Raw genomic sequence first — 14,889 nt, 5'->3', positions numbered from 1 at the left:
GGTAGCGTCCCGGGAGGTGGTGTAGGAGCGGGCCGCGAGGGCGGCATGCGAAGCTCCCCATAGCGCAGCATGCCGCCTGTGAGGTGGTCATCGCCAGTCTTCGGTTAGAGTTTGGGTTGCGACACCTGACCCTGACCCCGGAGACGACGATGACCAACGAGAGAATGGCCCTGATCGAGCTGATCGAAAAGGGGGCCGATGCCGATCTGATCCGTGACATGCTCGCCTTTGCGGCCGAGCGCCTGATGAATCTGGAGGTGGAGGCCCTGACCGGTGCTCCAGCCGGCACGCGCAGCCCGGATCGCCTCACTCATCGCAACGGCTACCGCGAGCGCGCTTGGGACACCCGCGCCGGCCGGATCGATCTCGCGATCCCCAAACTGCGCAAGGGCTCCTACTTCCCGGCTTTCCTCGAGCCGCGCCGCACGGCCGAGAAGGCGCTCACCGCCGTGATCCAGGAGGCCTATGTCCACGGCATCTCGACCCGCTCGGTGGACGATCTCGTCAAAGCCATGGGCGCATCCGGCATCTCCAAGAGCCAGGTCTCCCGGCTGTGCGAGGAGATCGACGAGCGGGTCAACGCCTTTCTCTCCCGGCCGCTCGAGGGCGAATGGCCGTACCTGTGGATCGATGCCACCTATCTGAAGACGAGAGAGGCCGGCCGGATCGTCTCCACGGCCGTGATACTGGCCGTGGGCGTCAGCAGCGATGGCCGGCGCGAGGTGCTGGGGATCGCCACCGGCGCCTCGGAGGCCGAACCGTTCTGGACCGCCTTCCTGCGCTCTCTGGCTGACCGGGGCCTGCGCGGCGTGAAGCTGGCGATTGCCGACGATCACAAGGGCCTGCGGGCCGCGGCTTCCCGGGTCTTCCATGCCTCGCACCAGCGCTGTCGGGTTCATTGGATGCGCAATGCCATGGCGCATCTGGCCCCGAAGCAGCGCCCGGCCGTGGTGGCGATGCTCAAGACGATCTTCGCCCAGGAGACTGCCGAAGCGGCCAGAGAGCAATGGAGCTCGGTAGCCGAGGCCCTGCGCGAGCGCTGTCCCGAGTGGGCGGTGAGCCGGCGCTACATGTCGCTGGAAAGTCTGAGTTCGTTGAGCGATGATCCCGTTCGCAGGCTGTCGGCCGTGACCGCCTGAGCAACCCGGCTCAGCCGAGGACTGGCGCTCTTACACCACGCCACGGGACACGATCGCTTAGAAGCGCTGCAATTTCAGGGAAATAAATGGCGGAGAGGGGGAGATTCGAACTCCCGATACGGTTGCCCGTATGCCGCATTTCGAGTGCGGTGCATTCAACCACTCTGCCACCTCTCCGGGGTGCGAAGGCCTTGGGCCCGCTGGTTGAGGCCGGGTGGATATCATGGGCTTGGCGGGTCTTCAAGCACCAAAAGCAAGGTTTTTGATTGACAAATGCAGGGGCCGCCCGTAGGTAGGCGTCCTCTATGAACGGGCACGAGTGCCTGCTCATATCCATGCGGCAGCACACGCTGCCGTGAACCGAAGCCGGAAACTGCCAAAAAGCCAATCCGGTGGGGCTTCCCCACTGAGACTTGGGTTTGAACACGAGGATCAAGATGTTCGCAGTGATCAAGACCGGCGGCAAGCAGTATCGCGTTGCCGCCAACGACGTCATCACCGTCGCCACGCTCGCAGGCGAGCCTGGCACCGCCGTCACCTTCGACCAGGTTCTCATGGTCACGAACGACGGCTCGACCCAGGTGGGCGCCCCCCTCGTCGAGGGCGTGACCGTGGCAGGCGAGGTGGTGGAACACACCCGCGGCGAGAAGGTCATCTCCTTCAAGAAACGCCGTCGCCAGAATTCGCGCCGCAAGCGCGGGCATCGCCAGGACTACACCGTGGTGAGGATCACCGAGATCCTCGCCGGTGGCGCGAAGCCCAAGAAGGCTGCGGCCAAGAAGACCACCAAGGCTGCGGCTGACGAAGCTGCGCCGGCCACCGCTGAATAAGCGCAGGCATCACACAGGAACACGGGAGTAACCCATGGCTCACAAAAAAGCAGGCGGTTCGTCTCGCAACGGCCGCGACTCCGCAGGCCGTCGTCTGGGCGTCAAGAAGTTCGGCGATCAGCAGGTTGTCGCTGGCAACATCATTATTCGTCAGCGCGGCACGAAATGGCATGCCGGCGCCAATGTCGGCATGGGCAAAGACCACACCCTCTTTGCCACGGCCAATGGCCGAGTCCGATTCCTTACGCGTCAAGGCCGAGCTTTCGTATCGGTCGTACCGGCCCAAGAGGCCGCAGAATAAACGGCAAGAGCGAAACGAAGGAGCTCCTGCCGGCATCACACCGACCCGGCGGGAAAGAGCTCCAGAAAAGGCCTTAAAAAGCCAAGCTCCAATCCGAAATCGACAGGGGAGGTGGGATGTCCACCTCCCCTTCGTCATTTTCCGGGCCCAGGGAGGGCCCAACGGATCGGAGCAAGACGATGTTTCCCGACCTCACCCGTGACGATGTTTTCCGCCTCGAGACCCGCGGCCTGTGGCTGCGCTGGGCCCGTCTCGCGGATGCCCAAGCCATCGTACGCCTTGCCGGTGAGAAATCGGTCGCGGAGATGACGGCGCGCATTCCGCATCCGTATCACCCGGACGATGCCGAGCGATTTATCTTCATGTCCCGGCGGTCCAATGCGGACGGCCAGGGCCTGCAGCTCGCCATCACGCCCAAGGGCAAGCCCAACAGCCTCATCGGCATGGTCGGCATCGGCCCTGATCCTGAGACGGGCAAGCCCAGCCTCGGCTATTGGCTCGGCACGCCCTACTGGGGCAAGGGCTATGCCACCGAGGCGGCCCGCGCGCTGATCGATGCCTTCTTCGCCTATGGCGAGGGGGATGAGCTCACCGCATCGGCCCGGGTCATCAACCCGGCCTCCCGGCGGGTACTGGAGAAGTGCGGCTTCGCCTATCAGGGCGCGGGTCTCGTCGAGCTGCCCGCCCGAGGCGGCCTCTACCCGGCCGACCATTTCCGCCTCGACAGGCGGGCCTGGGAGAGCCTGAAGAGCTGGAGCCACACCGGCCTCGTGCGCGAGCCTCTCGCCGTCGAGGTCGAGGTGGACCGGGGCATGTCCCTCGCGAGCTGAAAAACAAAGGAAGCGCTTCCACGATCGTGGAAGCGCTTCCCGCTTGTCCACGTTGCTCCCGCGCCACCCCATGGACGGGAGCATTTTTTAACCGCGGGGGCCGATCGGCTTTTGCGAAAAATGCTCCAGTCCCGTAAAGGATGCGGGTTATGAAATTTCTCGACCAAGCCAAGATCTATATCCGTTCCGGCAATGGCGGCGGCGGCGCCGTGTCGTTCCGCCGTGAAAAGTTCATCGAGTTCGGCGGGCCGGACGGCGGCGACGGCGGCCGTGGCGGCGATGTGTGGGCGGAATGCGTCGAGGGGCTGAACACCCTGATCGACTACCGCTACCAGCAGCATTTCAAGGCCAAAACCGGCGGCCACGGCATGGGCAAGAACCGGCATGGCGCCAAGGGGGCCGACGCCGTCCTCAAGGTGCCCGCCGGCACCGAAATCCTGGAGGAGGACGGCGAGACCGTCATCGCCGACATGACCCATGTGGGCCAGAGAGTGCTCCTGGCGAAGGGCGGCAACGGCGGCTTCGGCAATGCCTATTTCACCACCTCGACCAACCGCGCCCCGCGCCGGGCCAATCCGGGTCAGGAGGGCGAGGAGCGCACGCTCATCCTGCGGCTCAAGCTGATCGCCGATGCCGGCCTCGTCGGGCTTCCCAATGCGGGCAAGTCCACCTTCCTGGCGACGACCACGGCGGCGAAGCCGAAGATTGCCGATTACCCCTTCACCACGCTCCATCCGGGTCTCGGCGTCGTGCGCGCCTATGGCCGCGAATTCGTGCTCGCCGACATTCCGGGACTGATCGAAGGCGCCTCCGAGGGCGTGGGGCTCGGCGACAAGTTCCTGAGCCACGTGGAACGCTGCCGGGTGCTGCTGCATCTGGTCGAGGGAACGAGCGAGGATGCGGGCGAGGCCTACAAGACCGTCCGTCATGAGATCGAGGCCTATGGCCATGGGCTTTCCGAAAAGCCCGAGATCGTCGCCCTCTCCAAGGCCGATGCCCTGGATGAGGATACCCTCAAGGAGCAGCTGAAGAAGCTCAAGAAAGCCTGCAAGCAGACACCCCAGGTGATCTCCTCCGCATCGGGCCAGGGCGTGCAGGAGGTGCTTCAGGCGCTCCTCACCGTGATCGATCAAGCCAAGACCGAAGAGGAACCCGCCCGGCCCCAGGAAGAGTGGCATCCGTGAGCCCGGATCTTCGCCAATTCCGCCGTGTGGTCCTGAAGGTCGGCTCCTCGCTTTTGGTCGACCGGGCCCGGGGGCGGCTGAACCATGCCTGGCTCGCGGCGCTCGCCGAGGATATCGCCGATCTTCATGCGAAGGGCGCCGACGTTCTCGTGGTGTCCTCCGGGGCGATTGCCATGGGACGTACGGTCCTGGGACTTCCCTCCGGGCCGCTGCGGCTCGAGGAAAGTCAGGCAGCGGCGGCGGTGGGCCAGATCACGCTTGCGCGTACCTGGGCGGAGGTGCTGGCCCATCACGGCATCACGGCAGGCCAGATCCTGGTGACGCTCGCCGACACGGAACAGCGCCGCCGCTATCTCAACGCCCGTGCGACGACCCTTAAGCTGCTCGAGATGCGCGCCGTTCCCGTAATCAACGAGAACGACACGGTCGCGACCTCGGAAATCCGGTACGGTGACAACGACCGGCTGGCCGCGCGCGTCGCCACCATGATCGGCGCCGATCTCCTGGTGCTGTTCTCCGACATCGACGGGCTCTACACGGCGCCGCCCGCGTCCGATCCGAAGGCCGAGCACATCCCGGTGGTCGAGCGCATCACGCCCGCCATCGAGGCCATGGCCGGCGGGGCCGCCTCCGAGCTGTCGCGAGGCGGTATGCGCACCAAGGTCGAGGCGGGCAAGATCGCCACGGCGGGCGGCACGCATATGATCATCGCCGACGGGCGCACGAAGAATCCCTTGAAGCGCGTGGCCGAAGGCGAACGCTGCACCTGGTTCCTCACACCGTCCAATCCCGCCACCGCGCGCAAGACCTGGATCGCCGGTGCATTGGAGCCGAGCGGTACGCTCTACGTGGATGAGGGCGCCGCCCGTGCGCTCCAGGGCGGCGCAAGCCTGCTGCCGGTGGGGGTGCGCCGGATCGAGGGAGCCTTCCGTCGCGGCGATGCGGTCACCATCCGCAGCGAAAGCCGTGTGCTCGGCCGTGGCCTCGTGGCCTACGATGCGGAGGATGCGGCGCGCATCATCGGCCGCCCCAGCCGCGAGATCGAAGGGATCCTCGGCTATCCGGGCCGGACCGAGATGGTTCACCGGGACGACATGGCTCTGGCGATCGGCGACGACGCCCGATGACAAGCGTGCTGGAGCGTAAGGAAGCAGACGGATCATGGACGATCTCAATATGACCGAAGGCGGTACCATTCAGGCGCTCATGGCCGATCTCGGCCACCGCGCCCGCGCGGCCTCCCGGTGCGTGGCGCTCGCAAGCGCCGGGACCAAGAATGCGGCCCTGTGGGCCATGGCGGCCAGCATTCGGTCCCGCGCGGATGCGATCCTTGCCGCCAATGCCGAGGATCTGGCCGACGCGAAAGCCAAGGGACAGACCTCCGCCTTCATCGACCGCCTGATCCTCGACCCGGAGCGCCTCGAAGCGATGGCGCAGGCCGTCGAGAGCATCGCGGATCTGCCCGACCCGGTCGGACGCGTGCTCGCCCGGTTCGAGCGCCCCAATGGCCTGGAGATCGAGCGCGTGGCGACGCCGCTCGGCGTGATCGGCGTGATCTTCGAGAGCCGCCCCAACGTGACGGCCGATGCGGGAGCGCTGTGCCTCAAGGCCGGGAATGCCGCGATCCTGAGGGCTGGTTCGGAGAGCTTCCGCACCTCCTTCGCCATTGCGGAGGCGATGGGCGAAGGGCTGGAACGGGCAGGCCTGCCCGCCGATGCGATCCGTCTCGTGCCGACCCGGGACCGGGCCGCCGTGGGGGCCATGCTCTCGGGGCTCGACGGCAATCTCGACGTGATCGTGCCTCGCGGCGGCAAGAGCCTCGTGGCGCGGGTCCAGGACGAGGCGCGGGTCCCGGTCTTCGCCCATCTCGAAGGGCTCAACCATGTCTATGTGCATGGGGCCGCCGACCTGGAGATGGCCAAGACGATCGTGCTGAACGCCAAGATGCGTCGCACCGGCGTCTGCGGCTCCGCCGAGACCCTGCTGGTGGACCGCGCCTGCGCGGGCACGCATCTCGGGCCCCTCGTCTCCATGCTGCTCGACGCGGGCTGCGCCGTGCGCGGCGACGAAGCCGTACAAGGGGCCGATTCGCGCGTCACGCCTGCCAGCGACGAGGACTGGCGCACCGAATATCTCAACGCCATCATCTCGGCCCGGGTCGTGGACGGTCTCGATGACGCGCTCGCGCATATCGAGACCTACGGCTCGCATCATACGGATTCCATCGTCACGGGCGATGGGGCCGCTGCCGAGCGCTTCCTGGCCGAGGTCGACTCGGCCATCGTGCTTCACAACGCCTCGACCCAATTCGCCGATGGCGGCGAGTTCGGGTTCGGCGCCGAGATCGGCATCGCCACGGGGCGCATGCATGCCCGCGGCCCGGTCGGGGTGGAGCAGCTGACGTCGTTCAAGTACCGCATTCGCGGCACGGGCCAGACGCGCCCGTGAAGCTGAGCCCGTCCCGTTTCCGCATCAGGCCCTCGGGCCTGCCCCGTCTGCCGCGGGTCGCCCCCGGCATGCGGATCGGATTGTACGGGGGATCGTTCAACCCGGCCCATGCGGGACACCGCCACGTGAGCCGCATGGCCCTGAAACGGCTCGGGCTCGACCGGGTCTGGTGGATCGTCACGCCGGGCAACCCCCTGAAGGACACCGGCGAACTGGCGACGACCGCGATGCGCGTGGAAGAGGCCCGGCGGGTTTCCGACGATCCCCGCATCGACGTGACCGCCTTCGAGGAGGAGATCGGGGCCCGCTACACGGTGGACACCCTAGCGTATCTCAAGCGGCGCTATCCGGGTGTTCGTTTCGTGTGGATCATGGGCGCGGACAATCTGGCGAGCTTCCACCGCTGGCGCGGGTGGCGGCGCATCGCCGGGATGATGCCCATGGCCGTGATCGACCGGCCCGGCTGGACCCTGAAGGCCACCCGCTCCCGAAGCGCCACAACCCTCTCTTCCAGCCGAATCAGCGAGGCCGAGGCCCCTGCCCTGCCGGGGCTTGTTCCGCCGGCCTGGGTCTTCCTGCACGGGCCGCGCTCGCACCTGTCGTCCACGCAGCTGCGCCAATGGAGACGAACTTCTCCCACCGGGAGACGTTGAAAAATGGAGTCTTCCCACATTATCTTAAGAGCTGGCACCATCGCGTGCCGTTGAGAAAGGGTCTGAACCTGAACCGCCTAAATTCCGTCGAAGCGGACAAGAATCCGCTTCCGCCTCTCTCCGGAGCGAATGCTCCGCAGGATGAGGACATCCGGGCCGCTGCCCTGGCCTCCCTCGAGGACATGAAGGCCGAGAACACGGTCGAGATCGACCTGGCCGGAAAAACCTCGCTGGCCGACACCATGATCGTGACATCGGGCCGTTCCGATCGCCATGTGGGCGCCATCGCCGAACGTGTGATCAAGGACCTCAAGGACAAGGGGTTCGGGAACGCGCGCGTCGAGGGCCTGCCTGCCTGCGACTGGGTGCTGATCGATGCCGGCGACGTGCTGATCCACGTTTTCCGGCCCGAGGTTCGTGGCTTCTACAACCTCGAGAAGATGTGGGGCGCCGACCGTCCGCAGGACCGCGTCAGCTGAAGCATGATCCGGGCAAGTGGGAACCGGTTGCCCGAACAAGATCATGCGGCACTGAAATGATAAGGTCAGGATCGTGCGACTGAGCTTGCTGGCCGTGGGCCGTCTCAAGAGCGGCCCCGAGCGGGAGCTTGTCGAACGCTACAAGCAACGGGTCGAAGGCATGGGCCGTGCCTTGGGCCTTGCGGGGTTCGACATCGTCGAACTGTCTGAGAGCCGGGCGCGTCGCGAGGACGACCGGCGTGCGGAAGAGGCTGCGGCGCTCCTCGACCGGGCCGGATCGTCCGTGCTGATCGTCTTCGACGAGCGCGGCAAGAGCCCTTCCAGCGAAGCTTTTTCCGAGAAAATCAGGCAATGGCGCGACGAGGGCCGCTCCGGGGTGGCCTGCGTGATCGGCGGGCCCGACGGGCTCGATCCCGCGCTGCGCCAACGCGCCGATCTCGTCGTTTCCTTCGGGGCGCTCACCATGCCGCACCAGATCGTGCGGGCGCTCGTGGCCGAACAGCTCTATAGAGCGCTGACAATCATAGCCGGACACCCTTATCATCGCGCCGGCCACGATGATTCCTGACGGATGAACCGCATCAAGTCCTCGTTTTCCTGCAAGGCTCTCGGCTTTGCTGCATGCATGATTGCCGCCAGCCTGAGCCCCGCCGGGGCCCAGCAGCCTCCGGCTGCGTCTGCTCCCCAGGCCGCACCCGGCGGAACCGCCGAGGAAAAGGCGCGGCGAGAGCAGGATCTGAAGGTTCTGGAAGAGGCCATCACGGCCAATGCGGAGGCCCGCAAGCGCCTCGATGCCGAGATCAGTTCCATCAAGGCCGACCGGGCCAAGCTCAATGGCGCCCTGATCGAGACGGCCGAGCGGGTGCGCGGCACCGAGGACCGCATCCGCGAGCTGGAGCAGAGGCTCCAGACCCTCGGCTCCAGCGAAGCGGCCATTCGCCGCTCCCTGCAGAGCAGGCGCGGCGTCATCGTCGAGGTCTTTGCCGCCCTCCAGCGCATGGGGCGCCGCCCTCCCCCGGCCGTCCTGGTCCGGCCCGAGGACATGCTGGAGGCCGTCCGCGCCTCGATCATGCTCGGCGCGGTCCTGCCGGAACTGCGTCAGGAGGCGGAGGTCCTGGCCGGAGATCTCGCCGAGCTCGTGCGTCTCAAGGACGCCATCACCAAGGACCGGACGACCCTCAACGGGGAGCTGACGGCTCTCACCCGGGAGCAGGAGCGCCTCGCCGCCCTCATGGAGGCTAGGCAGAGCCGAATCGCGGACGTCGAGCGCAACGCCGGCACGGAGCGGCAGAAGGCCGAGGATCTCGCCCAGCGGGCCGGGAGCCTCAAGGAACTGATCGACCGCATGGAGGCGGAAATCGCCGGGGCCCAGCGCGCCTCCGAGGAGGCGCGCAAGGCCGCCGAGGCGCAGGAGCGCGAAACCCGGGAGAAATTCGCCCAGCTGGCCTTCCGCGATCCGGCCCGGCTTGCCCCGAAAATTCCCTTCTCCGAGGCCCGGGGCCTGCTGCCCCGCCCCGTCAGCGGCGACACGACGCTGGATTTCGGAGCTCCCGACGGCTATGGCGGAACGACGCGTGGCATTTCGATCACGACACGGCCCAAGGCAAGTGTGGTATCACCGGCGGACGGATGGGTGTCCTTCGCCGGACCGTTCCGATCCTATGGTCGACTCTTGATCATCAATGCCGGTGGGGGATACTATGTTCTTCTGGCCGGTATGGACCATATCAACGTCGATGTTGGGCAGTTCGTGCTCGCAGGCGAACCCGTTGCGACTATGGGAGAAGCTCCTCTCATGAGTTTGATCGGCGCCGCCATAGAAAAGAACAATCCCGTCCTCTATGTTGAGTTCAGGAAAGACGGCGGTTCAATTGACCCAGGTCCCTGGTGGGCAAAATCGCAAAGCGAAAAGGTTCGCGGATAATGCGCAAACTATCCCTTTTGATTCTCGGTGCGGCGATCGGCGCAGGCGGCGCGACCATGGTGTCGCAGACGAGCCTCCTGTCAGGCATGAGCGCGGTTGCCGCCTCGGCTGACACGTACCGCCAGCTGAGCCTTTTCGGTGACGTGTTCGAGAAGGTCCGCACCGATTACGTCGAGAAGCCGGAAGAGTCCAAGCTCGTCGAAGCCGCCATCAACGGCATGCTGACCTCGCTCGACCCGCATTCGAGCTACATGGACGCCAAGAGCTTCCGCGACATGCAGGTGCAGACCCGCGGCGAGTTCGGCGGCCTCGGCATCGAGGTCACCATGGAAGACGGCCTCGTCAAGGTCGTGACCCCGATCGACGAGACGCCCGCCTCCCGGGCCGGCATCCTGGCCAATGACGTCATCACCCATATCAACGACGAGCCCGTCCAGGGCCTCAACCTGAACCAGGCCGTCGACAAGATGCGCGGTCCGGTCAACTCGTCGGTCACCCTCAAGATCCAGCGCAAGGAATCCAAGGATCCGGTGGTGGTGAAGCTTACCCGCGAGACCATCAAGGTCCGTCCGGTGCGCGCCCGCGTCGAGGGCGACATCGGCGTCCTGCGCGTGACCCAGTTCAACGAGCAGACCTACGAGGGCCTGCGCTCGGGGATCGAGAAGCTGACGAGCGACATCGGCGCCGACAAGGTGGCGGGCTTCGTCGTCGACCTGCGCAACAACCCGGGCGGCCTGCTCGACCAGGCCATCATGGTTTCCGACGCCTTCCTGGAGCGTGGCGAGATCGTTTCGACCCGCAGCCGCAACGCCGAGGATACGCAGCGCTTCAGCGCCAAGGCGGGCGACCTGACCAAGGGTAAGCCCCTGGTCGTTCTCGTGAACGGCGGTTCGGCCTCGGCCTCGGAGATCGTGGCCGGCGCCCTGCAGGACCACAAGCGCGCGACGGTTCTCGGAACCCGCTCCTTCGGCAAGGGCTCCGTGCAGACCATCATCCCGCTCGGCGGCAACGGGGCCGTGCGCCTGACCACGGCGCGCTACTACACCCCGTCCGGTCGCTCGATCCAGGCCAAGGGCATCGATCCGGACATCGAGGTGCTGCAGGACGTGCCCGACGAGCTGAAGGGCAAGGACGAGACCAAGGGTGAAGCCGGCCTGCGCGGCCACCTGCAGAATGGCGGCGAGAAGGAAGAGCGCGGCGGATCCTCCGCTTACGTTCCGCCGGATCCGGCCAAGGACAAGCAGCTTCTCTCTGCCTATGACCTGCTGCATGGCGTGCGCAAGGGTGCGGCCAACACGACCACGACTCCCAACTGATCGACACTCGTTCTTTCGTTCGAGAAACATTGATGCAAAGGGGCCTGACGGCGTGATCCGTCAGGCCCTTTTCACATGCGAACGTCTGCAACAGCTTCGAAAGGCTTGTGAAAGGCTGCGCGAACCGGCACTCTTTCGATGCACCGTGCGGAGCCGAAGAGTGGCCTCAGTGGACAGTGGATCCGCTTTTCGGCCTCCGACGTTGAGCCGCATAAGGGTTGAGCATCGATCCATGCCGAAAGTGGATTCCCCTTTCGGACCTGAGGCTCTAGCCTGTTTTGGAACCATATGTCGGCACCGGCACTCTTCAAAGACCGGCGGCCGGATGTTTCCGTCATCGAAGGAGTGAGTATCGTATGAGGAGCGCAAGAGGATCACAGGCCAGAACGGATCTGCCCTACCGCTCCTGTGTCGGCGTGATGCTGATCAACAAGGATGGCCTGGTTTTCATCGGACGACGCCGTTCGGAAGCCGATGCGGCCTCCGACGGCTATTCCTGGCAGATGCCGCAGGGCGGCATCGATCCCGGCGAGGAACCTTACAAAGCCGCCTTGCGCGAACTCTATGAGGAAACCAGCGTCAGCTCTGTGAGCCTCCTGGCAGAAGCGCCGGACTGGTATGCCTATGATCTCCCATCGATGGTTGCAGGCCGCGCCTGGCGGGGGCGCTATCGCGGGCAGAACCAGAAGTGGTTCGCCTTCCGCTTCGAAGGTGACGAGAGCGAGATCAACATCCATCAACCCGGCGGTGGCGGCCACAGGCCGGAATTCGATGAATGGCGCTGGGAGTCCATGCTCCGTCTCCCAGAACTGATCATCCCTTTCAAGCGACCAGTTTACGAAAAGGTCGTGGAAGCATTCGCGCCGCTTTCTTCGCAGACCCTTCAGGCCTCGGACCAGACCTGATCAGGACCATATAAACACAGTCTGCCATAGCTTAAGCTTCCAAGTGATCTGTTTATCTAAACAGTCACCGTGCGCAATTCTTGCGGCCCCATTCATTCATGAAGATGAATGGGAGATGTACGCGTTACTGCTTTGAAAAAAGCACGGAACACAGCAGAAAACATCTCGTTGACACGCATTGCGGCGGGCTCGAGCGAGCCCTCCGATCATGGGAGATCTTCGATGCCTAAAACGATGATGGCGACTGTTGCGGTGGCGGCTCTTACCTTGAGCGTGGCGGCCATGGCGCAGACCAGCGGCGGTTCGAGCGGAGGCTCTTCCGGCGGTGCGGCGGGTGGAACCTCCGGCGGTGCCTCGGGCGGCTCGTCGGTCATGACGCCCGGCGGCTCGTCAGGCGGCGGCAGCGCGGGCAGCACCGCATCCGGCACGTCGAGCGGATCGACATCGGGTTCCGCATCCAGCGGCACGACCGCTCCTTCCGGCAATTCCGGCAGCGCGGCGGACAGCACCTCCTCCGGCACATCCGGCGGGGCGCGCAGCACGACCTCCGGCAGTGCGGCCGGCCAGACGGGCGGCGCCGCTCATACGACCGGCAGCACGTCCTCGTCGAGCGCCACCAACATCAACGTGACGTCCGAGCAGCGCACGCAGATCTCGCAGTCGTTCAGCAGCGTGCACGTTCAGCCGCTCACGAACGTGAGCTTCAGCGTAAGCGTCGGCTCGACCATCCCGACCTCCGTGACGACCTTGTACGACTGCCCGAACAACGTCGAGCGTATCCTGACCGGCCTTCCCGAGTGCAAGTACGTGGTCGTGAAGGATCAGATCGTGATCGTCGAACCGCGTACGCGGCGGATCGTGACGGTGATCGAGCATCGGGGCTGATCGGAACTCACCCCTGTCAAGCTGTCCTGGAAGAGCAGAGCCCGCGGGCACACGGCCGCGGGCTCTGCCTGTCCGGAGCAATCAGGTGTGGAGCCGAATGCCAGTCCCTGCCGCGGGCCAGCATCTCTCACGCAGCGTAGGAAACGACGCAGGTCTGCGCGCCGCGTGACTTCGGCTTGCGGTGCTCGTCGAGCAACTCCAGCGCCACGCGGGCATAACGGCGAAACTCGTCCTTGATGATGTCGGGCTCACGGTCCCATGCCGGCGCATCATCTTCGGCATCATAGAGAGCACGCGCAACGAATTCGACTTCGGCTTCCATCACTAGCCCCTCCTCGCGGCTTTGAAGACAATCAACGATGTCTGCCGAAAATTCCCCCATAGCGCAGGTTCGCGCCGCCCCGATGTTAGAAATCCGCATCTCTCTTCGGCTTCGGCCATTTGTTCGAAAGGAAATGTCGTCCGCAAGTTTGAAAAGGGGGTAACCCGAAAGCATCAGAATCGGCGAGACGCGGAGAACCCGGAACGCGTGCAAGCTCCGGTTGTTTGGTTCATGATGTCTTCAAATCGCTGCCAGCCGTGCGGACCGCATGAACGGACGGCCTATCCTTCGTGAAGCTCGGAGGCTCTCCATGGCGAGAAAACCTGAGGACGTGAAAGCGCAGAACGGAGCGACACCGGAAAACCCCGTCGCTGATGATGTGCGCACCAAGCAACAGTTGGACGCCTCGGAGGCGAAGCGGGAGGCTGAGGCGGGCATCGATGCGGCAAGTCGAGACGGAAAGGAAGCTCTGGCCCATGAGAAGGCGCATCCGAAAGTGCACAAGAGCCAAGATGAGGAACCAACCCAAGATACGGCCGGTCAACCTGTCGTAGAGGACGAGCCATAGCCTCGACGGCGCGACAAAGGAGGCAAGGCCTTTTGGCAGGCCTTCGGAAGCTGGGCGGCTAGTGATCCGGGTTCACGGTGTCTGAAGAACCGGAATGGCGCTCCTGGCCGGCATCTTGAGTCTCAGACCGGTGCATCGGATCCGAAAGTGGACCCACTTTGAAGATCCCATCCGTTGCTCCACTCCTGGAAGTGCGCATCGTTGATGCGGACCTCCAGGGCCACACGATGCTTTTTCTCTGAGCTGGAGCATCGTTCAGAACGGAACCGGAGGGCCGCGTCAACGAAAACCGGATCCACTTTTCCGTACGATGCGCTAGAAGATGTTCCATTGCGGCGATGTTTCAGTCACAAGCCCGTAAACACCTTCAATCACTTCCACATGGGCTTGGAGCCGCTGCTCAGTGGTCGTGGCCTGCTGGAGATCATAGTCATGGTAATAGAATAGCCAATCGAAGGCATCGACTGGAGTGGGATCAGCGGGAGTCCCCGTGACCTTTCCGTCCTCAACGCCTGCTGAATAATCGAGCCCACCGTAGAGGCCGTATTCGATCCCATGGGAGCCGAAATGAATCTGTCGCGGATCCGGAAGCATAGCCGTCCTCGCTTGTTTCTCCTTGGAGAAACCTCATGCTTGCCCCGATTTGTGTCGATTGATGGGCTACAAGCAACCTAGCGGTAGGGGAATGGTCGATAACGCAGAGCCCTTTCGGGCGGCATGATTAATCCTCGAAGGTCTCGCCCATAACAGCACTTTTGATTGTCTCTCGGCTCGAGACAAAGTCCTTTGAGAGCTTACCCCATGCGCGTTCTCCAGACGCAAACCTCAGGCGAGCCTCAAGAGCTGGTTAGGTAGTGAGCTTTCGGTCTCGGGTTGCCAAGACAGATTTCCATTAGAGACTGTTTGGAAACTTGATCTGATGGGCTTCCCTTGGCGGGAGGGATGTGATTCACCCTGTTGGCCAGCCCCCGCGAGGTGGTCCGGGGTTAATGTTAGTGCATGATGGGTCGTGGGGCTACGGTGGGTGTGGCCTGCGGAGCTGGTCTGGGTTGCGCAGCCGGCCATAGCACTACCTCGGGTGCGGGTGGCTTGTAGCCGAGCGATG

The 14,889-nt window shown here is 64.5% G+C and carries 17 protein-coding genes and 1 tRNA gene; 15 read left to right on the top strand and 3 right to left on the bottom strand.

The features are described 5' to 3' along the window. Positions 1–149: 149 nt before the first annotated feature. Positions 150–1,139: an IS256 family transposase gene (locus tag AB4097_RS20925; RefSeq protein WP_442043128.1), complete on the top strand. Its 990-nt coding sequence runs from the start codon at positions 150–152 to the stop codon at positions 1,137–1,139. Between the two features lie 87 nt (positions 1,140–1,226). Here AB4097_RS20925 and AB4097_RS20920 read toward each other — a convergent pair. Continuing rightward, positions 1,227–1,316 (bottom strand) — tRNA-Ser (locus AB4097_RS20920). A 260-nt stretch (positions 1,317–1,576) separates the two neighbouring features. Between AB4097_RS20920 and rplU the strand changes: the two genes are divergently transcribed. The 13 genes from rplU (at position 1,577) to AB4097_RS20855 (ending at position 12,894) form a co-directional block, all read left to right on the top strand. After that, positions 1,577–1,969 (top strand): 50S ribosomal protein L21, encoded by a 393-nt coding sequence (gene rplU, locus AB4097_RS20915; protein ID WP_009763278.1) that lies wholly within the window; start codon positions 1,577–1,579, stop codon positions 1,967–1,969. A gap of 34 nt (positions 1,970–2,003) precedes the next feature. Next, positions 2,004–2,270, top strand: a complete 267-nt coding sequence (gene rpmA / locus AB4097_RS20910; RefSeq protein WP_181051283.1) for a 50S ribosomal protein L27 — start codon at positions 2,004–2,006, stop codon at positions 2,268–2,270. A 179-nt stretch (positions 2,271–2,449) separates the two neighbouring features. Beyond that, the gene (locus AB4097_RS20905) at positions 2,450–3,100 is read left to right on the top strand and encodes a GNAT family N-acetyltransferase (protein ID WP_442043125.1); all 651 of its coding nucleotides are present in this window, start codon (positions 2,450–2,452) and stop codon (positions 3,098–3,100) included. Between the two features lie 149 nt (positions 3,101–3,249). Further along, positions 3,250–4,284 (top strand): GTPase ObgE, encoded by a 1,035-nt coding sequence (obgE, locus tag AB4097_RS20900; protein WP_442043123.1) that lies wholly within the window; start codon positions 3,250–3,252, stop codon positions 4,282–4,284. Continuing rightward, positions 4,281–5,411, top strand: coding sequence for a glutamate 5-kinase (proB, locus tag AB4097_RS20895; protein ID WP_442043121.1), 1,131 nt, complete (start codon positions 4,281–4,283; stop codon positions 5,409–5,411). The genes obgE and proB overlap by 4 nt, the downstream gene beginning before the upstream one ends. Before the next feature lie 34 nt (positions 5,412–5,445). After that, positions 5,446–6,732, top strand: a complete 1,287-nt coding sequence (locus tag AB4097_RS20890; protein ID WP_442043119.1) for a glutamate-5-semialdehyde dehydrogenase — start codon at positions 5,446–5,448, stop codon at positions 6,730–6,732. Then, positions 6,729–7,385 carry a nicotinate-nucleotide adenylyltransferase gene (locus AB4097_RS20885; RefSeq protein ID WP_442043117.1) on the top strand — a complete coding sequence of 219 codons (657 nt, stop codon included), beginning with the start codon at positions 6,729–6,731 and terminating at the stop codon, positions 7,383–7,385. The genes AB4097_RS20890 and AB4097_RS20885 overlap by 4 nt, the downstream gene beginning before the upstream one ends. A gap of 149 nt (positions 7,386–7,534) precedes the next feature. Beyond that, complete coding sequence (gene rsfS / locus AB4097_RS20880; protein WP_245273017.1) at positions 7,535–7,864, top strand: ribosome silencing factor; 330 nt, start codon at positions 7,535–7,537, stop codon at positions 7,862–7,864. Between the two features lie 73 nt (positions 7,865–7,937). Beyond that, on the top strand, positions 7,938–8,432 hold the full coding sequence (gene rlmH / locus AB4097_RS20875) for a 23S rRNA (pseudouridine(1915)-N(3))-methyltransferase RlmH (protein WP_442043115.1): 495 nt from the start codon (positions 7,938–7,940) through the stop codon (positions 8,430–8,432). Positions 8,433–8,435: 3 nt separating this feature from the next. Then, on the top strand, positions 8,436–9,788 hold the full coding sequence (locus tag AB4097_RS20870) for a murein hydrolase activator EnvC family protein (RefSeq protein ID WP_442043113.1): 1,353 nt from the start codon (positions 8,436–8,438) through the stop codon (positions 9,786–9,788). After that, positions 9,788–11,104 carry a S41 family peptidase gene (locus tag AB4097_RS20865; RefSeq protein WP_442043111.1) on the top strand — a complete coding sequence of 439 codons (1,317 nt, stop codon included), beginning with the start codon at positions 9,788–9,790 and terminating at the stop codon, positions 11,102–11,104. Before AB4097_RS20870 ends, AB4097_RS20865 begins: the two co-directional genes overlap by 1 nt. Positions 11,105–11,460: 356 nt before the next feature. Further along, a complete protein-coding gene (locus AB4097_RS20860; RefSeq protein WP_442043109.1) occupies positions 11,461–12,009 on the top strand; it encodes an RNA pyrophosphohydrolase in 549 nt (182 codons plus the stop codon). Positions 12,010–12,231: 222 nt separating this feature from the next. After that, a complete protein-coding gene (locus tag AB4097_RS20855; RefSeq protein ID WP_442043107.1) occupies positions 12,232–12,894 on the top strand; it encodes a DUF1236 domain-containing protein in 663 nt (220 codons plus the stop codon). Positions 12,895–13,021: 127 nt separating this feature from the next. Here AB4097_RS20855 and AB4097_RS20850 read toward each other — a convergent pair whose 3' ends face one another. After that, the gene (locus AB4097_RS20850) at positions 13,022–13,216 is read right to left on the bottom strand and encodes a hypothetical protein (RefSeq protein WP_442043105.1); all 195 of its coding nucleotides are present in this window, start codon (positions 13,214–13,216) and stop codon (positions 13,022–13,024) included. 310 nt (positions 13,217–13,526) lie between these two features. On the opposite strand from AB4097_RS20850, the gene AB4097_RS20845 reads away from it, so the two are divergent. After that, positions 13,527–13,784, top strand: coding sequence for a hypothetical protein (locus AB4097_RS20845; RefSeq protein ID WP_442043103.1), 258 nt, complete (start codon positions 13,527–13,529; stop codon positions 13,782–13,784). Positions 13,785–14,099: 315 nt separating this feature from the next. Here AB4097_RS20845 and AB4097_RS20840 read toward each other — a convergent pair whose 3' ends face one another. Next, on the bottom strand, positions 14,100–14,378 hold the full coding sequence (locus AB4097_RS20840; RefSeq protein ID WP_442043101.1) for a hypothetical protein: 279 nt from the start codon (positions 14,376–14,378) through the stop codon (positions 14,100–14,102). Between the last annotated feature and the right edge of the window lie 511 nt (positions 14,379–14,889).

The sequence above is a fragment of the Microvirga sp. 2MCAF35 genome (genome assembly GCF_052115545.1).
Lineage (GTDB): Bacteria > Pseudomonadota > Alphaproteobacteria > Rhizobiales > Beijerinckiaceae > Microvirga.
This window is presented reverse-complemented; position numbering and strand designations above follow the sequence as displayed.